The 17294-nt window shown below is 71.0% G+C and carries 16 protein-coding genes; 11 read left to right on the top strand and 5 right to left on the bottom strand.

Translation table 11 applies throughout. The features are described 5' to 3' along the window. Positions 1 to 8: 8 nt before the first annotated feature. Positions 9 to 767, bottom strand: a complete 759-nt coding sequence (locus ACFLIM_RS23770; protein WP_393168866.1) for a DeoR/GlpR family DNA-binding transcription regulator — start codon at positions 765 to 767, stop codon at positions 9 to 11. A gap of 132 nt (positions 768 to 899) precedes the next feature. Between ACFLIM_RS23770 and ACFLIM_RS23765 the strand changes: the two genes are divergently transcribed. The 5 genes from ACFLIM_RS23765 to ACFLIM_RS23745 are packed head-to-tail and all read left to right on the top strand — an operon-like array spanning position 900 to position 7870. Further along, positions 900 to 2096, top strand: a complete 1197-nt coding sequence (locus tag ACFLIM_RS23765; RefSeq protein ID WP_393168864.1) for a carbohydrate kinase family protein — start codon at positions 900 to 902, stop codon at positions 2094 to 2096. Between the two features lie 4 nt (positions 2097 to 2100). After that, entirely contained in the window at positions 2101 to 3477 is a 1377-nt protein-coding gene (locus ACFLIM_RS23760; RefSeq protein ID WP_393168862.1) for an extracellular solute-binding protein, read from the top strand. Beyond that, complete coding sequence (locus ACFLIM_RS23755; protein ID WP_393168859.1) at positions 3474 to 4358, top strand: carbohydrate ABC transporter permease; 885 nt, start codon at positions 3474 to 3476, stop codon at positions 4356 to 4358. The genes ACFLIM_RS23760 and ACFLIM_RS23755 overlap by 4 nt, the downstream gene beginning before the upstream one ends. Next, on the top strand, positions 4355 to 5155 hold the full coding sequence (locus tag ACFLIM_RS23750) for a carbohydrate ABC transporter permease (protein WP_393168857.1): 801 nt from the start codon (positions 4355 to 4357) through the stop codon (positions 5153 to 5155). The genes ACFLIM_RS23755 and ACFLIM_RS23750 overlap by 4 nt, the downstream gene beginning before the upstream one ends. 15 nt (positions 5156 to 5170) lie before the next feature. Next, a complete protein-coding gene (locus tag ACFLIM_RS23745) occupies positions 5171 to 7870 on the top strand; it encodes a sugar-binding protein (protein ID WP_393168855.1) in 2700 nt (899 codons plus the stop codon). A gap of 153 nt (positions 7871 to 8023) precedes the next feature. Here ACFLIM_RS23745 and ACFLIM_RS23740 read toward each other — a convergent pair whose 3' ends face one another. The 3 genes from ACFLIM_RS23740 to ACFLIM_RS23730 all read right to left on the bottom strand — a co-directional run bounded on the left by ACFLIM_RS23740 (position 8024) and on the right by ACFLIM_RS23730 (position 12296). Next, complete coding sequence (locus ACFLIM_RS23740) at positions 8024 to 9628, bottom strand: protein kinase domain-containing protein (RefSeq protein WP_393168853.1); 1605 nt, start codon at positions 9626 to 9628, stop codon at positions 8024 to 8026. Between the two features lie 792 nt (positions 9629 to 10420). Next, positions 10421 to 11254, bottom strand: coding sequence for a siderophore-interacting protein (locus ACFLIM_RS23735; protein ID WP_393168851.1), 834 nt, complete (start codon positions 11252 to 11254; stop codon positions 10421 to 10423). Between the two features lie 100 nt (positions 11255 to 11354). Next, positions 11355 to 12296 (bottom strand): alpha/beta hydrolase, encoded by a 942-nt coding sequence (locus tag ACFLIM_RS23730; protein ID WP_393168849.1) that lies wholly within the window; start codon positions 12294 to 12296, stop codon positions 11355 to 11357. A 141-nt stretch (positions 12297 to 12437) separates the two neighbouring features. Here ACFLIM_RS23730 and ACFLIM_RS23725 point away from each other — a divergent pair, with 141 nt between their 5' ends. The 4 genes from ACFLIM_RS23725 to ACFLIM_RS23710 are packed head-to-tail and all read left to right on the top strand — an operon-like array spanning position 12438 to position 15272. Continuing rightward, entirely contained in the window at positions 12438 to 12833 is a 396-nt protein-coding gene (locus ACFLIM_RS23725; RefSeq protein ID WP_393168848.1) for a hypothetical protein, read from the top strand. A 48-nt stretch (positions 12834 to 12881) separates the two neighbouring features. After that, positions 12882 to 13742: an ABC transporter permease gene (locus ACFLIM_RS23720; protein WP_393168846.1), complete on the top strand. Its 861-nt coding sequence runs from the start codon at positions 12882 to 12884 to the stop codon at positions 13740 to 13742. After that, the gene (locus ACFLIM_RS23715; protein WP_393168844.1) at positions 13735 to 14523 is read left to right on the top strand and encodes an ABC transporter permease; all 789 of its coding nucleotides are present in this window, start codon (positions 13735 to 13737) and stop codon (positions 14521 to 14523) included. Before ACFLIM_RS23720 ends, ACFLIM_RS23715 begins: the two co-directional genes overlap by 8 nt. A gap of 2 nt (positions 14524 to 14525) precedes the next feature. Next, a complete protein-coding gene (locus ACFLIM_RS23710; RefSeq protein ID WP_393168842.1) occupies positions 14526 to 15272 on the top strand; it encodes an ABC transporter ATP-binding protein in 747 nt (248 codons plus the stop codon). A 46-nt stretch (positions 15273 to 15318) separates the two neighbouring features. On the opposite strand, the gene ACFLIM_RS23705 is transcribed toward ACFLIM_RS23710, so the two are convergent. Then, on the bottom strand, positions 15319 to 15744 hold the full coding sequence (locus tag ACFLIM_RS23705) for a hypothetical protein (RefSeq protein ID WP_393168840.1): 426 nt from the start codon (positions 15742 to 15744) through the stop codon (positions 15319 to 15321). 178 nt (positions 15745 to 15922) lie between these two features. On the opposite strand from ACFLIM_RS23705, the gene ACFLIM_RS23700 reads away from it, so the two are divergent. Together ACFLIM_RS23700 and ACFLIM_RS23695 are read left to right on the top strand one after the other, a co-directional pair. Beyond that, a complete protein-coding gene (locus tag ACFLIM_RS23700) occupies positions 15923 to 16459 on the top strand; it encodes an MFS transporter (protein ID WP_393168838.1) in 537 nt (178 codons plus the stop codon). 46 nt (positions 16460 to 16505) lie between these two features. Continuing rightward, positions 16506 to 17240: a YcnI family copper-binding membrane protein gene (locus tag ACFLIM_RS23695; RefSeq protein ID WP_393168836.1), complete on the top strand. Its 735-nt coding sequence runs from the start codon at positions 16506 to 16508 to the stop codon at positions 17238 to 17240. Positions 17241 to 17294 lie beyond the last annotated feature (54 nt).

Raw genomic sequence — 17294 nt, 5'->3', positions numbered from 1 at the left:
ACACCCCTTCACGTAAGCACCACCTCGGCGCCGGCCGCCGCGCAGTTGCGCAGCGTCGTCGCGTCGGCGCCCTCGTTCGTCACGATCACGTCGATGTCCTCGGGACCGCACACCCGCAGCGCGCCGGTGCCGGGGAACTTGTGCCGGTCGACGAGCAGCACCACCTGCCCCGCCGCCGCGATCATGGCGCGCTTCAGCGGTACCTCGGCCAGCGTGGTGTCGACGAGCTGCCCGTCGGGCCGCACGCCGCTGGCCCCGAGGAACACCCGGTCGGCGACCACCTGGCTCAGCGCCGCCTCGGTCAGCACCCCGATCAGCGAGTGGTAGGGCCTGCGCACCATGCCGCCCAGCAGCAGCAGCTCGACCTCCGGGTCGGCGCGCAGCACGTCGAGGACGGCGAGGCTGGAGGTGACCACGGTGACGCGGCGCCCGCGCAGCCGGCGGGCCAGGCGCATCGTCGTCGTGCCGATGTCGAGCAGCACCACGTCGCCGTCGGCGACCAGCCGCGCGGCGCGTGCGGCCACGGCCTCCTTGTCCTGCTCGTCGACCGCCGCCACCTCGGCGAACGGCCGGTCGGCGTCGGCGTCGACGCCGGCCAGGGCGCCGCCGCGGACGCGCCGCAGCGTGCCGTCGCGGTCGAGCACCTCGAGGTCCCTGCGGATGGTCGACGGGCTCACGCCCAGCTGGCTGGCGAGATCGCGAACGCTGGTGGCGCCCGAGAGCCGGACGCGGCGCATGATCTCGGCATGCCTGAGGTGCTGGAGCACGGCGCGAGTGTATCAGTCATTTTCGCGCATGAATATGCAGATTGCTCCACCTTCTCGCGCGAAACACTTGAAGTGTGCGAGTAAACATGCAAGATTGCGCACATCTCGGTGTGTCGAGGAGGACTCAGTCCCGTGTCTGTCCAGGTGTACGACCCTCTCGCCAGCGATCGGACCCCGGAGGGTCCGCAGTTCGACGTGTTCCTGGCCGGCACGGTCTTTCTGGACATCATCTTCACCGGCCTGCCCGCGATGCCCGCGGCGGGCACCGAGATCTGGGCCGAGGGCATGGGCTCGTGTCCCGGCGGCATCGCCAACCTCGCCATCGCGACCAGCCGGCTGGGCCTGCGTACCTCGCTGGCCGCCGCGTTCGGGGACGACGACTACGGCGACTTCTGCTGGCGCACGCTCGAACAGCAGGAGTCGGTCGACCTGTCCAGGTCGCGGCGCTTCGAGCACTGGCACTCGCCGGTCACCGTCTCCATGGCGGTCGACCGCGACCGCAGCATGGTGACGCACGGCCACCCGGCGCCCATGCCGGCGTCCGAGATGATCGGCAAACCGCCCCGCTCCAAGGCGGTGATCGTGACCCTCTCCGCCGACGAGGCCCTCGACTCCCCCGACAGCCCGTGCAACTGGGCCGAGCTGGCGCGCCGCGACGGCGCCCTCATCTTCGCCGACGTGGGCTGGGACCCCTCGGGCGACTGGTCGCCGTCCGTGCTGGACCAGCTCTCGCTCTGCCACGCGTTCATGCCCAACGCGATCGAGGCGGTGGCCTACACCGGCACCGACACCCCGCGCGACGCGTTGTACGCGATCGCCGACAAGGTGCCCGTGGCCGTGGTGACCGAAGGGGCCCACGGCGCCATGGCCATCGACTCCATGACGGGCGAGGAGGCGTTCGTCCCGGCGCCGCGGGTGACGGCGCTCGACCCGACCGGCGCGGGCGACGTCTTCGGCGCGGGCTTCGTGCTCGGCACCCTGTCCCGCTGGCCGCTGGCCGACCGGCTGGCGTTCGCCCAGGTCTGCGCGGCGCTGGCGGTGCAGCAGTTCGGCGGCTCGCTGGCCGCCCCCGGATGGGGCGACATCGCCGACTGGTGGCACGACGTGCGGGCGGCGGCCGACCGCGGCGGCGCCTACGGCAGTTCGCTGGCCCGCCGCTACGCCTTCCTCGACCGGCTGGTGCCGACCGTCCCGGTGGGTGCGGTACGCCGCGCGGCCGCCACCATCGCCCGGCACGCCGACGTCGGCCCGAAGACCCCCCAACCGCAGCCGGACCAGCCCGAGGACGAGGACCCCGACACGCCCCGCGTGCCTGCGCAGAAGGAGTAACACCATGAACCCCCCACTCCGGACGCTCGCCGTGCTCGCCGTGAGCGCCCTGTCCGTCGCTGGGACCGTCGCCGCGTGCGCCCCCGGCTCCTCGGCCCCGCCCGCGGCCACCTCCGCGCAGCCGGGCGCCGCGCCGGTGCGCACCGACGCCGCGGCCCTCGGCAACGTCACGCTCACCGTCTGGGACCAGGAGGTACGCGGCGGGCAGGCCGCCCAGATGAAGCAGCTCAACGCCGCGTTCGAGGCCAAATACCCCAACATCAAGCTCAACCGGGTGTCCCGCTCCTTCGACGATCTCAACACCACCCTGCGCCTGGCGCTGAGCGGCAACGAGCCGCCGGACGTGGTCGAGGCCAACAACGGCCGCTCGTCGATGGGCGCGTTCGTGAAGGCCGGGCAGCTCCGCCCGCTGGACGCCTACGCCGAGGCGTACGGGTGGAAGCAGCGCTACCCGCAGTCGGTGCTGCGCTATTCGAGCTACAGCGCCGACGGCAAGCTGTTCGGCGAGGGCAACCTGTACGGCCTGCCCCAGGTCGGCGAGGTCGTCGGCGTCTTCTACAACGGCGCCAAGCTGGCCGAGCTGGGCCTGCAGCCGCCGAAGACCTGGCCCGACTTCGAGACGGCGCTGGCCACGGCCAAGGCGGCCGGCGAGGTGCCGCTGCAACTGGGCAACCTCGACAAGTGGCCGGCCATCCACGTGTTCGGCACCGTGCAGAGCCGCGTCGTCCCCGCCGCCCAGATCAGCACGCTGGCCTTCGGCCGCAAGGGCGCCTCCTGGAACACGCCCGAGAACACCACGGCCGCCGAGCAACTCGCCGGCTGGGTCGACAAGGGTTACTTCAACAAGGGCTTCAACGGCCAGGGCTACGACCCGGCGTGGCAGGCGTTCGGCAAGGGCGAGGGCGTCTTCATGATCGCGGGCACCTGGCTGCTCGCCGACCTGCAGCAGGCGCTGGGCAAGGACCTCGGCTTCATGCTGCCGCCGGGCACCACGGCCGGTGGGCCGCCCGTCGCGACCGGCGGGACGGGGTTGCCGTTCGCCATCACGGCCAAGAGCCCCAATCCGGACGCGGCGGCGGCGTACATCGACTTCATCACCAACGCCGCGGCGATGAAGGTGCTCACCAGCACCGGCAACCTGCCCGTCGCCGACACCGCGCAGCAGACCGTGCCGGCCGGGCCGCAGCAGGACGTCTTCAGCGCGTTCGGCACGGTGACGGCGAAGGACGGGCTGGTGCCGTACCTGGACTACGCCACGCCGACGTTCGCCGACACGCTGGGGGCGGCGCTGCAGGACCTGCTGGCCAAGAAGCAGACCCCGCAGGAGTTCCTGGCCACCCTGGAGAAGGACTACAAGACCTTCGCCGAGAGCAACGGATGACCACAGCCCGGCCCCCGGGGGAGCCGCGCCGCGTCGCCTACCTCTACCTGCTGCCGGCCTTCGCCGTCTACGCGGCCTTCCTGCTCTATCCGATCGGCCGCGCGGTGCAGTTGTCCCTCTACGACTGGGACGGGTTGTCCCTCGGCCGGTGGGCCGGGCTGGACAACTACGTCGCGATCGTCTCCGACGCGGGGCTGCGGGCCGCGTTCGGGCACGCGCTGGTGCTGATCGTGTTCTACTCGGCCGGGCCGCTGGCCATCGGGCTGGCGCTGGCCGCGATACTCAACCACGCCAAGGTGCGCGGACTCGGGTTCTTCCGCACGGTGGTGTTCCTGCCGCAGGTGGTCGCCATGGTCGTGGTGGCCGTCGCCTGGCGGCGCGTGTACGCCCCGGACGGCACGCTCAACTCCCTGCTCGGCGCGCTCGGGCTGGACTCGCTGACGCGGGGCTGGCTGGGCGACTACACCTTCGCGCTGCCTGCGGTCGGGGTGGTCGGCACGTGGTTCGAGACCGGGCTGGTGACCGTGCTGCTGCTGGCCGGGATGAGCCGCATCCCCTCGTCTCTGTACGAGGCCGCGCGGCTGGACGGGGCGGGGGCGGTCAGGGAGTTCTTCGCGGTCACGCTGCCGTCGGTGCGCGGGGAGATCGCGGTCGCCCTGACGCTGACGGTGATCGCCGCGCTGCGGACGTTCGACCTGGTGTACGTCACCACGCGCGGCGGTCCCGGCGACTCGACCTCGGTGCCGTCGTACGAGGTGTACCACCGCGCCTTCGGGCTCAGCCAGATCGGCTCGGCGGCGGCGATCGGCGTCACGCTGACCGTCGTGATCTTCGTGATCTCGTTCGGGATCAACCGCTTCGCGGACAGGAGGGTCTCGTGATCTCGCGCGGGGAGCGGCTGGCCAACTACGCGATCCTGTCGGTGTTCGCCGCGTTCGCGCTCTTCCCCATCGTCACGATCCTGTCCGCCGCGCTCGGCCCCGCCGACAGTGGCGGCACGGCCGGGCTCGGCAACTTCGCGGCGGCGTGGGAGATCGGGCGGTTCGGCGCCTACCTACGCAGCAGCCTGGCCGTGTCGTCGTTCGTCGTGGTCGTCAGCGTGCTTTTGTCGATCATGAGCGGGTACGCGTTCGGCACCATGCGCTTCCGCGGCCAGTCGGTGCTGTTCTACCTGTTCATGCTGGGGATCATGATGCCGAGCGAGGCCATCGCGGTGCCGCTCTACTTCGACCTGCGTACGCTCGGCCTGATCGACACGTTCTGGTCGGTCGCGCTGCCGCAGGTCGCGCTGTCGGTGGCGTTCGGCACATTCTGGATGCGGGCCTACTTCCGGGCGGCCAACCGCGCGATCGTCGAGGCCGCCCGCATCGACGGCGCCTCGACCTGGCGCATCCTGTGGCAGGTGCTGGTCCCGCCGGCCCGGCCCGCCGTCGTCACGCTGACCGTCCTGGTCTTCATGTGGACATGGAACGAGTTCCTCATCCCGCTGATCATGGTGACCAGCGAGTCGTTGCGGACGGCGCCGCTGGGGCTGGCCTTCTTCCAGGGCCAGTACACCTCCGGCTTCACCCTGCTCGCGGCCGGCTCGGTCATCGTCGCGACCCCGGTCGTGCTCTTCTACCTGTTCCTCCAGCGACACTTCGTCCGCGGGCTGCTCCAGGGGGCGGTCCGCGAGTAACCCTCCGGAGGCTCGATGCGTCTTCTGATTCCGGCACTCGCCGCCGCATTCGTACTCGCCCCCTTACCTGCCGTTCCCGCTGCCGCCGCGGATCCGTTGGACCTCGATGTGCTGTTCGTCGGCGCGCATCCCGACGACGAGGCGTTCAGCCTGTCGACGCTCGGGCAGTGGAACGAGGACCACGGCGTCCGCGCCGGCGTGGTCACCGTCACCCGGGGCGAGGGCGGCGGCAACGCCGTCGGGCCCGAGGAGGGCCCCGCGCTCGGCCTGCTGCGTGAGGCCGAGGAGCGGGCGGCGGTCGTGCAGGCCGGCGTGCGCGAGGTGTTCAACCTAGACGACGTCGACTTCTACTACACGGTGAGCGCCCCGCTGACCGATCAGGTGTGGGGCGGCGACACCCTGGAGAAGGTCGTCAGGACCGTCCGCCAGACCCGGCCCGAGATCCTGATGACCATGGATCCGGCCCCCACCCCGGGCAACCACGGCAACCACCAGCAGGCCGCGCGGCTGGCCGTCGAGGCGTTCTACGCGGCCGCCGACCCCAAGGCGTTCCCCGAGCAGATCACCCGCGAGGGACTGCGCCCCTTCGCGCCCGCCCGCCTACTCACCGGCGGCGCCCGCGGCACCTCCCAGACCGGCCAGGACTGCGCCTCGACGTTCCGCCCCGCCAACCCGGCGCAGAACGTGTACGGCGTGTGGAGCGGGCGCGGCTCCCAGGCTCAGGGCAAAACCTGGGCCGCCATCGAGCGCGAGGCCCAGCGCACGTACGCCTCCCAGGGCTGGGCCGTCTTCCCCGACGTGCCCGCCGACCCCGCCCAGCTCGGCTGCGACTTCTTCACCCAGGTGGACTCGCGGGTGCCGTTCCCTTCGCCAGGTGGCGGGGAGGCGGCAGCCCCTACGGCGATCCTTGATGGCGCGCTGACCCGGGCGAGCGGCGCCGTGCCCCTCGGCACCCTGTTCGGGCTGCGTGCCAGCACGTTCGACGTCCGCCCGGAAACGGCGTTCACCGTCAAGGTCACCGCGACCGCTCCGCCCCGCGAGCCGCTGGGCCGGTCGGCCGTGGCGCTGCGCGTCCCGGCGGGCTGGGTGGTAAGCGGGTCCGGTGACCTGGGCCGGCTCGCCGCCGGGCGCACCGGTACGGCGACGTTCGCGGTGACGCCGCCCCAGGGCGCCGCAGGCCGGGCCCGCGTCGCGGCCACCCTGACCACGGAGCGCGGCCGCGGCTACACCGACGGGCAGGTCGAGGTCAGCCCGGCCGTACGGGGCGGGCAGCAGCTGCTCCCCCAGGTCGCCCAGTACGAGAAGTGGGTGGCCGACCTCGGCGTGCCGCAGCTGCGCGGCCTGGTCACGCCCGTGCTCACGCTTCCGTCCGGCGGCTCCAGGCAGGTCGGCGTCGTGGTGAGCAACGTGAGCGACGCCACCCGGTCCGGCACGGTACGGGTGGATCTGCCCGCCGGCTTCACCGCCGATCGTGTGGAGGCGCCCTACACCGGCCTGGCCGCCGGGGCCTCGACGACGGTGCCGTTCACCGTCACCAACTCCGACACCTCGCTCAAGACCTCCAACGAGGGCGGCGACTACGCGTACACCATCAGCGTGGACGGCGCGATCACGAGCAGGCCCGCGCTCGAGCTCGTACCGGCGACCTCCATCCCCCAGGCCGCGCCTTCCGTGGACGGGGCCGAGGGCGACGGCGAGTACCCGGGGGCGGCCCTGGACATCTCGCGGCTGTGGGAGGGCACCGCGTGCTCGTCGGCGGCCGACTGCTCGGGCACGGCCAAGCTCGCCTGGCGCGACGACACGCTCTACGTGCTGGTCCAGGTCAAGGACGACATACTCGGTACGCGCCTGCCCGCCTCCGACTGCAAGCGGCACTGGCGCACCGACTCGGTCGAGGTCACCATCGATCCGCGCGGCACGTCCGAGAACACCTCCACGACGTTCAAGGCAGCGGTGCTGCCAGTAACTGCGACTTCCGATGTCGCCGAGTCCGCGACTTCTAATATCGCCGAGTCCGCGATGACTGGGCCGCCTTGCTTCGAGCGGGACGCCGACAACCGCCAGGGGCCGGGCGAGCAGACCGCTCCGGGGATGCGGGTGGCCTCGAAGGTCTCGGCCGGGGAGTACGCCGTGGAGATGTCCATCCCGATCGGGCTCCTGCCCGGCACGGTCGATCCCGCGCACCTCGGCCTGAACATCCTGGTGTACGACTCCGACACCCAGGACAAGACCGGCCAGACCCGCATCGGCTGGTCGACCTGGGGCGGCGTACAGGGCGACCCGTACCGGTGGGGCGTCGCGACGCTGGCGGGCTACCAGCCTCCGGCGGACCGGCCTGTCCCCGACGCGATGATCCCCGACACCGCGCTGTCCAGCCTGGACTCGCCGCAGTCGCTGGAGCAGGCGGTCCGCATCGACGTCCCGCTGGCGGGCGGCCCCGCGGCGAAGACGTCCGAGAGCGGCCGGGTGACCTCCGCATCCCGTGGTGAGAACGCGGTGCGGGTGACGCTCCGCGCGGAGGCCGCCGGCAAGGCGCACCTGTTCGTCCGCGACGGCCAGGGGACTGCGGGCAGTCGCGTCGTCACCGTGTCCGGCAAGGGGACGACGACGGTGACCGTGCCCCTGACCCGAGCGCCGGCCGCCTCCCCGACGGTGGTGGCCGGCTGGGAGGCCGCCGGCGGCGGGACGACGGCCTCCCAGGTCCGGGTGCGCTGAGGACGCGAACGGCCGGATGGCTCCGCGTCCACCGGCGCGGGATCGTGCTCCTCACGCTGCCCGCGTGATGGATCTCGCACGGTGGCCGCGGAGCCGCCTGGCTACCCGAAGCCCGGCTGCTCGGCGGCCCGCTTCGGCAGGCGCGGCCCCGGCTCACGGGGTGCCGGTGGCGGTGGCCGTCGGAGTGGTCGGCACCGACGCGGTGGGATCCGGTGACTCACCTGGCCCGTCCTGGGGAATGGTGGTGATCGAGGTCGACGGTTGCGGGCAGTCCCGCCTGGCCGCCGCCTTGCCGCGCTTCCGCCCCGCCGGGTTCGCGCACTCCCCGGGGTCGGCGCCACCTGGATCGCCCGGGCCGCTCGTGTTCGATGGCCGCAGCGTGTCCTTCCGGTCAGGCGAGGGGCTGACGAGGGTGAACGGGTCTCTCGTACGGGTCTGCGTGACGAAGATCGTGGGCGTGGCGGTGACCGGGGCCACCGTAGCCCCTCGCGTGAGCGTCAACCCGCCCGTCGGTGTGGCCGTGGGACGGACGGTGGAGTTGGCACTGCCCTGGGGCTGAACGGCCGACGGGTTGGCGGGCAGCAGCGAGCCGCCCTCGATGCTCACCCCGTTACTGCCCGACGCCGCGATCACCGTGACAGCCGCGATCGACACCGTGGCCAGGGCCGCGAAACTGGCGTGCGACAGATGCGCCCCAGCCTTCGCCCGGCGTTTCCGCTTGGGTGCGCCACCTCCTTCTGTGTCGGACACCCGGCCCCTCCGCCGAGGATCAGTAGCCCGTTCCGCACCGAAGTCCCCCTCACTGTGCGACCCCGCATGCCCGTCGGAGTCCTGCTCACCAGGCGGGTACGCGAGGCGTACCCGTCCCCCTCCGGGCGGATAGGGAACGGGCGTCCAGATCTCCGCCAGCACGCCCGTCACCGCCTGCCGGAGATCCCAGGGATCACCGACGCCACCGGCGGCCAGCAGCGCCCGCAGCAGGTCGGCCGCCTTGGGGCGGTCTGCCGGGTCTTTGGCCAGCGCCGCTTCGACAGCGGGCATGAGCAGGGCGGGCACGCCCTCCAACCGCGGCGGCTCGAACAGGATGCGCCTGGTCAGCACATCCGCCTCCCCACCGCCGAACGGGTGGTACCCGCTGGCGGCGAACGCCACCAGGCATCCCCACGCGAACACGTCCGACGCGGGCACCGCAGCGCCACCCGTCAGCCGCTCCGGCGCCACCCAGCCAGGGCTGCCCATGACCTGACCGGCCTGCGTGTGCGCGGCCAGCGTGTCGACGTCGCGAGCGATGCCGAAGTCGATGACGCGCGGCCCCCGCGGGGACAGGAGCACGTTGCCCGGCTTGAGGTCCCGGTGCACGAGCCCGGCTTCGTGCACGGCCACCAGCGCGGCGGCGCCCCCGAGCGCCACACCGTACGCGAGGTCGGGCGTGAGCGGCCCCCTGGCCATCACGACCTGGGAGAGCGCCGGGCCCGCGATGTACTCGGTGACCAGGTAGGGGCGGTCCTTGTCGGTGCCGTCCTCCACGACCGCCGCCGTGCAGAAGGGCACCAATCTTCGCGAGAAAGCCACTTCCTCAGCGAAGCGCGCGCGTAACGTGGCATCGTTGAGATGCACCGCATGCGGCGTCTTGAGCGCGACCAGGCCACCCTGAGGGTGTTCGGCCAGATACACCACTCCCATCCCGCCGGTGCCCAGACGGCCGAGGAGAAGGTATCGGCCGATGATGACCGGGTCGCCCACCGTAAGCGGTCGCACGCCAGGAGGCATGTCGCTCGAACCACGCGCCATCCGGGTTTCGCCTCTCCTGTCTGGGACACGGCAAAGCACACTGTGGCCGGATCCGCGGAGGCTTTCCGCATGTCTGTCATAAGGGGTATTGCAGGTAAGGAGTTCGTTCCTCCGGGGTAAGTAAGTGCTGTGACCTAACGGTCTGAAGTGGCGTTTTACCCTTGGCGTGCCGCACGAGAATGATCACGTTCAGTACGGCCAGCGTCACGAAGAGCGGACCGAAAACCGCGAATTGCGCCACTCCGGGGCCAGGCGACCGCGACCAGGGCGCCTGGCGCCGGATCGCCGCCCGCGGCCTCACCCACCAGGGCAAGACCGCCGTGGACCGGGCGAGTGGGCAGATGGCGATCCACTCGGTGACAGACGCACTCGAAGCCAACGCGGTCATCACCCGCCCGCCGCCAAGACCAGTCGAACGGATCGGTCGAAGACCGGACCAACCCGGCGCCAGACCACACGCCCCGCGCCCAGGCGACGCAGGGCACCCTCCCCAGCACGGCCCACCGGCCATGCTGGCCAGCGTCCGGAGGGACCCGCATCAACGGACCGGATCCGGCTGCCCCGCGCAGCCCACCGGCACCAGGACGGGACGACGATCAGCACACCCGCCAGGCGGCACCGGCCACGAGGGGCAGCCCTGGGCGCAGGCTTCCACCTGCACGCCCACGCCTCGCCACCCCGATGGGAAACGATCCCAGGCGCCCATGTCTGACACAGGATCGCTGAGCTGATCAGAGACGCTTCTGACGAACTGCGGCGTTAACGAAGCTGGGCCGCTTCCTCGGCCTCGACCTGGCGGTTCCAGTCGCCCTTGACGGCCCGCCAGCCCTCGTCGTCCACCCCGGTCCGCCAATACCCGGAAATCGACAGCCGATCCAGCCCGATCCCCCGCTCAAGACGCAGGAAACGGCGCAGCTCCTTCACGAACCCCGCCTCCCCATGCACGAACGCGTGCACGTCACCATCGGGGAACTCCAGCTCCCGCACCGCCTCCACGAGCGCCGCACCCACGGGACGGCCGCCGCGATGGACCCAGGCGATCCGCGCGTCGGAGGCCGTCCCGAGCTTCTGCTCGTCCTCGGGCCCGTCCACCTCCACCAGGACGTGCGCCGGCGCTCCCTCCGTCAGCGCCTCCAGCGAGGCCGCGATGGCGGGAATCGCGCTCTCATCGCCCACCATGAGATGCCAATCGGCCGCGGGATCGGGCGCGTAACCGCCGCCGGGGCCCAGCATGAGCACGACGTCACCGGGCTCGGCCCGCGCCGCCCACGGCCCGGCGAGCCCGCTGTCGCCGTGCACCACGAAGTCGAGGGTCAGCTCGCCGGAGTCCGGGTCCCAGGCGCGTACGGTGTAGGTCCGCAGCCGGGGCCAGAGCTCGCGGGGCATGGTCTCGCGGCAGGTCTTCACACTGAACGGCTCGGGGTATTCGACCCCTTCGTAGGGGAAGACGAGCTTCACGTAGTGATCGGTCATGCCCGTGGTGGCGAAGTCGGCCAGCCCTTCGCCGCCGACCACGACGCGGATCATGTACCGCGAGATCCACTCGGTCCGCAGGACGACGCCGCGATGGTGATCCCTGGGCTTCTCACCCATGCAACAGCCCCCTGACAACAGGTTAGTTAGGTATACCTAACCTTACACATCCCGGAGGTGTAAGCGTATGTCAATCACCACAAAAAGGGCAGTGCAAAATCTACGCCGCCGCTGAATTCCTCGTCGTCGCGGCCCGTTCGGCCACCGCCCCCAGGAACTGCTTCATGTGCCGGAACGCCAGCCGCGCCTCGGGCATCACGTCCGCCAGGATCGGGAAGGCGTGCGGCATCCGGCGCCATTCCTCGTACCGGACCGGGACCCCGTCCTGCCGCGCCCGCTCGGCCACCCGTCTGGCCTCGTCCCGCAGCACCTCCGTCGACCCCGTCACGATCATGAGCGGCGGCAGCCCCGTGAAGTCCCCGAGCACCGGGGAGACGAGCGGATCCCGCGGATCGAGACCGGAGGTCCAGCGGCGGGCCAGCCACCGTACCCGGCTCGCGGGGAGCATGGGGTCCTGCCACCGGTTCGCGCGGCGCGGGAAGTCGGTCAGATCGGCCCACGGCGACAGGCAGATCGCGGCCCCGGGCAGCGGCAGCCCCCGGTCGCGCAGCGCCAGCAGGGTGGCCAGCGTCAGGTGGCCGCCCGCTGAGTCGCCCGCGACGATGACGTCCTCGGGCGCGTACCCGCGCCGCAGCAGGCATTCGTACGCGTCCAGCGCATCGTCCAGCGAGTCCGCCAGCGTGTGCACGGGACACTGGCGGTAGTCGAGCGCCAGGACCGGCCGCCCGGCCGTCACCGACATCCGCCACGTGATGGACCGGTGCGTACGCGGCGAGCACGAGAAATATCCCCCGCCGTGGAAGTACAGCACCACTTTCCGCTCGTCGAGCCCCCGACCGCCACGAACCCACTCACCCTCGCACGCCGAGAACTCCGCCGACTCGATCGCGACATTCGGCGGCTGCGGCACCTGGACCAGCCGCGTGATTTCGCCAAGCTGGGCCGCCCCTGCCAACGCGAGCGGGTGACGCATCAGCAGGATCGAAGCCGGCTTCAAGGTGCCGCGCATGAGGCCGGTGAGCGCGCGAGCTTGCCAGCTCAAGGGGTACTCAGGAACAATGTCCCTGTCTATCCGCATATTGACCCTCCGAAGGGTTTTCTTCCCCCTCGGGGATCGTCCTACCGGCGAGTAAGTATCTCCTCTCTTACACGGATATTTCGGCAACGTGTCACGCTGGTTGATATGGCCGGATATTCAGGCACTCCGCTGCCGCGCAAGCTCGGGATAAAGCCGGGGCTCCAGGTGCTCGCCATCGACGCCCCCACCGGCCTCGACCTGGGCGAACCCGCCGCAGAAGTGCACCGGACCGCGGCCGAGGGCCCCTACGACGTCGTCCTGGTCTTCTGTCCCGACACCGCCGCGCTACACGACGCCTTCCCCGCCGCCATGGCCGTCCTGGCGAAGAACGGCGGCCTCTGGGTCTGCTGGCCCAAACGTGCCAGCAAGGTGCCCACGGACCTCTCCGAGAACCCCATCCGCGCGTACGGCCTGGCCATGGGCCTGGTCGACAACAAGGTCGCCGCCGTGGACGCGACCTGGTCGGCCCTGCGCTTCGTCTACCGCCTCGCGGACCGCTGACGTTTATTGCGTTGCGGTGACCGCAGCCCTCGACGCATAATTCCATGCTTGCCAACGGCAAACCCGTGCGCGCGCCCGGACACGGCCTGTCACCGTGTCCTCACACTTCGGAGGTGCAAAACCATACCGCTCTATGCCCGGCTCGTCCGGTACGGCTTCCGCAAGCACGCCACCTACGTCTGGGCCGCGGTCGCCGGCGCGTTCACCAACAGCGTGTTCGGCATCCTGCGCGCCTACATCCTCATCGCGCTCTGGCAGGCCCGCCCCGGGCTGGCCGGCTACGACATGACCGACGCCATCACCTTCTGCTTCATCACTCAGGCGTTCATCGGGCCGATGCAGCTGTTCGGCGGCGGGCTCGACATCCCCGAGCGCATCCGCAGCGGCGACATCGCGCTCGACCTGGTCCGCCCGGCCTCACTGCAGCTCTGGACGCTGGCCGAGGACCTGGGCAGGGCCGCGTACCTCTTCCTGGTCCGCGGCATCCCGCCGATGCTGGTCGGCGCCGCGCTGTTCGGCATCGTCTTCCCCGCCGAGCCCGGCCGGTGGCTGGCGTTCCTGGCGGGTTTCGCGATCGCGGTCCTGGTCAGCTTCGGCTGGCGCTACCTGATGGCGCTGTCGGTCTGCTGGCTCCTCGACGACCGCGGCGTGGCCGTCCTGTCGCTGGTGCTGACCACCTTCTTCAGCGGCATGATGGTCCCCCTTCACATCTTCCCCGGCTGGCTCGGCGACCTCGCCGCGTCGCTGCCGTGGGCGGCCATGGTCCAGTTGCCCACCGACCTCTACCTCGGCAAGGCCCCGGTCCTGGAGACGCTCGCCTTCCAGGCGTTCTGGGCGGTGGCGCTGCTCGGGCTGGGCGCGCTCGCCACCAGGGCGATCCGCCACAAGGTGGTGATCCAGGGTGGTTAGGACGTACTTCCTGCTGCTGTGGACCTGGACCCGCGCCGCCGCGGCGTACCCGGCCTCGTTCACGTTGATGACCCTGCTCGGCTTCGTCACGGCCGCGCTCGACGTCGCGGTGATCCTGGTCGTCTTCGCCAACACCACCACGCTCGCCGGGTTCTCCCGCGACGAGGTCCTCTTCCTGTACGGCGCCGCCACCCTGTCCTTCACCATCTGCGACACGTTCGTCAGCAACATCGACCGGATCAGCCAGCACATCAAGGCGGGCACCCTCGACACGTTCCTGATCAGGCCGGTGAGCCCGTGGATCCAGCTCACCGCCGACCGCTTCAACGCCAACAGGGCCGGGCGGATCGTGCAGGCGGGCCTCGTGCTCGGCTACGCCATCGCCGCGCTCGACCTCGGCTGGCGGCGTGCCTGGATGATCCCCGTCATGGTGATCACCGGGATCGTCATCTTCACCGCGCTCTGGACGCTGGCCGGCGCGCTGCAGTTCGCGCTGACCGACGCGCCGGAAGTGTCCAGCTCCTTCACCTATGGCAGTCACCAGCTCAGCCAGTACCCGTTCAGCATCTACACCCGCGACCTGGTCAGGGGCGTGACCTACGCGCTCCCGCTGGCCTTCATCAACTGGCAGCCCGGCCTGTACGTCCTGGGCCGGGACGATCCGTTCGGCACGCCGGAGTTCATGCGGTTCCTCGGACCGGCCGCCGCGCTGGTCCTCGCCCTGCTGGCCGGGCTGGCCTGGCGGCACGGCATCAGGCACTACCGATCCACAGGGAGTTGACGATGATCGAGCTTGACCGGGTCGGACGCTCGTTCAAGGTGAAGAGAAACGTCGTCCACGCCGTACGCGACCTGTCGTTCACCGTGTCGGCGGGAGAGTTCGTCGGCTACCTCGGGCCCAACGGCGCAGGCAAGTCCACCACGATCAAGATGTTGTGCGGCATCCTCACGCCCACCTCCGGCAAGGTGCGGGTGGCCGGGCTGGATCCGTCGCGTCGGCGCACGACGCTGGCGCGGCGGATCGGCGTGGTGTTCGGGCAGCGTACGACGCTCTGGTGGGACCTGCCGCTGGCCGACAGCTTCGAGCTGATCAGGCACCTCTACCGGGTGGATCGCGGCACGTTCGGGTCGCGGCTGGGCGAGCTGACCGAGACGCTCGATCTCGGCGAGTTCCTGCGCACGCCGGTGCGCCAGCTCAGCCTGGGGCAGCGCATGCGCGGCGATCTCGCGGCGGCGCTGCTGCACGCGCCCGACGTGCTGGTGCTGGACGAGCCGACGATCGGGCTGGACGTGGTCAGCAAGGCGGGCATCCGGGCGTTCCTGCGGCGGGTGAACGCCGAGCAGGGCACGACCGTGCTGCTGACCACGCACGACCTCGGCGACATCGAACGCCTGTGCCGCCGGGTCATGGTGATCGACCACGGGCGGCTGGCGTTCGATGGCACGCTCGACGACCTGATGGCCACGGCGCCCGACCAGTCCAGCATCGAGGACGTCGTCACCCGCCTCTACACCGGCGCCCGGTCGTGAGCGCCACCTCGTGGCGGATGCCGCGCGCGAGCACGGCATCCGCGACCTAGTAGTAGCTGCCTTCCGGCGTCTGCTCGTAGTCCTCGTCCAGTTCGTCGTGCTGGCGCGACCAGCGCGACGGCATCAGCACGGGGATGAACAGCGCCACGCCCAGCAGGGCGAACACGCCCGTCGTGAGCATGGTCCTGTCACCGAAACCGGCGTCCCTGATGATCTGGTTGACCGACGGCTCGGCCGGGATGAGGGAAAGGGCCCTGTTCATGTCGAGCGCGTAGACGACCGTCCAGGCCAGCAGCACCATCGACGGCACGAACGTCGCCAGCGGCGAGACCCTGCCCGCCACCACGAGCCCGACGACCAAGCCGACGGCGGCCATCGCGCCCAGGGCGATCCACATCCTCTGGTCGTCCGGTGGGGTGGCCGCCGCGCCGCCGAACGCCTGTTGTACGGCCCAGCCTCCGCCTCCCAGCACAGCCGCCGTCACCACAAGCCCGATGAGCAAACCAGCTAAGTGCCGCAACGTTCTCACCTCTATGTTTGACGTGCTCGGCACGACCCTAGCGACAAAATGCCCTTTTCGGACAGGCATTGCGCAGCTTGGTAATCGAGGTCTCATCACTCCCTGCCCCGTGAGAGCATGGGGCACACCCATGCGCGCGCAACTCCCCCTCAGGCTCGCGCGGACGGCCGCCTTCGCCGCTGTCTGCGTGATTCTGGCCGCGCTCGCCCACGTGCTGGGCGGCGGCTCCGGGCCCGCACCATGGGCCGCCGGCCTCGGGCTCGCGGGCGTGTCCGCGCTGGGGCTGGCGCTGTGCGGCAGGGAACGCTCGACGGCGACGATCAACGTCGTGCTGGTCGGGGTCCAGTTCGGGTTGCACGAGTTGTTCGCGGGCGACGACATGGCCTACCTCTCGGTGCACGGGCACGGCCAGGGCGGTTTGACCGTCGACGCCGGCATGCTGCTGGCGCACCTGACGGCCACGGTGGTCACGGGCGTGTGGTTGTCACGCGGCGAGTCCGCGTTGTGGTCGCTGTTGCGCCGCCTCGGCCGCCGTCTCGTGCTCCTGCCGCTGGTCGCCGTGCCTGCCGTGGGGCCTTGCGTACCGATCGTCTACACCAGGGTGGTCCCGCTCCAGCCGGTCTTCCGGCACAGCGTGGCCAGGCGTGGTCCTCCACTTCCCGCCTGACCGTCTGACACCCCTTCCTTTTCCTTCACCCAAGTGGAGTTCTCGCATGTCCTTCGTACGCCGTGCCGCGACCGTGTTCGCCGCCGCCACCGCCATCACCGTCGGGCTCGCCATACCGGCGCTGGCCCACGTCACCATCCAGCCGGGCACCGCCGAGCAGGGCGGGTTCACCAAGGTCGCGTTCCGGGTGCCGAACGAGCGTGACGACGCCGCGACCGTCAAGATCGAGGTGTCCTTCCCCACCGACCATCCGCTGGCCTTCGTGTCCGTCAAGCCCGTGCCCGGGTGGGACGTCAAGGTCACGGAGGGCAAGCTGCCCGCGCCGGTCAAGACCGAGTACGGCGACCTCAAGGAGGCCGTCACCAAGGTCGTGTGGTCAGGTGGCAAGATCAACCCGGGCGAGTTCCAGGAGTTCGAGGTGTCCATGGGGCAACTGCCCAAGGACACGGACTCGCTGACGTTCCCGACGAAGCAGGAGTACTCGGGGGGTGAGGTGGTGAACTGGGCCGACGCGCCCAAGGCGGACGGCACGGAGGCCGAACACCCGGCCCCGGTCCTCAAACTCGTCCCGGCCGCCGCAGATGGGGCTCACGCGTCCACCTCACCCGCCACCGCCGCCCCGGCGAGCGCGGCCGCCGCCGCGCCCTCGGTGACCCCGGTGGCGGCCGAGTCCTCGTCGGACGGAACGGCACGCATCCTCGGGGGTGCGGGGCTCGTGGTCGGCATCGTCGGCGTGGTGATCGCCGCCCTCGCCCTCCGCCGCCGCCGCCCCACGGCCTGACCCGCAGCCGGGGCGCCCGCCGAACCGCGGGCGCCCCGCACGGGCACAGTGGCG

Source organism: Nonomuraea marmarensis (assembly GCF_043197025.1).
Lineage (GTDB): Bacteria > Actinomycetota > Actinomycetes > Streptosporangiales > Streptosporangiaceae > Nonomuraea > Nonomuraea marmarensis.
This window is presented reverse-complemented; position numbering and strand designations above follow the sequence as displayed.

What these genes read in the sequence shown, in the direction of transcription:
- ACFLIM_RS23760 (WP_393168862.1), top strand. Translation starts at nt 2,101, where the DNA reads ATGAACCCCCCACTCCGGACGCTCGCCGTGCTCGCCGTGAGCGCCCTG.
- ACFLIM_RS23755 (WP_393168859.1), top strand. Translation starts at nt 3,474, where the DNA reads ATGACCACAGCCCGGCCCCCGGGGGAGCCGCGCCGCGTCGCCTACCTC.
- ACFLIM_RS23745 (WP_393168855.1), top strand. Translation starts at nt 5,171, where the DNA reads ATGCGTCTTCTGATTCCGGCACTCGCCGCCGCATTCGTACTCGCCCCC.
- ACFLIM_RS23735 (WP_393168851.1), bottom strand. Translation starts at nt 11,254, where the DNA reads ATGGGTGAGAAGCCCAGGGATCACCATCGCGGCGTCGTCCTGCGGACC.
- ACFLIM_RS23725 (WP_393168848.1), top strand. Translation starts at nt 12,438, where the DNA reads ATGGCCGGATATTCAGGCACTCCGCTGCCGCGCAAGCTCGGGATAAAG.
- ACFLIM_RS23710 (WP_393168842.1), top strand. Translation starts at nt 14,526, where the DNA reads ATGATCGAGCTTGACCGGGTCGGACGCTCGTTCAAGGTGAAGAGAAAC.
- ACFLIM_RS23700 (WP_393168838.1), top strand. Translation starts at nt 15,923, where the DNA reads ATGCGCGCGCAACTCCCCCTCAGGCTCGCGCGGACGGCCGCCTTCGCC.
- ACFLIM_RS23695 (WP_393168836.1), top strand. Translation starts at nt 16,506, where the DNA reads ATGTCCTTCGTACGCCGTGCCGCGACCGTGTTCGCCGCCGCCACCGCC.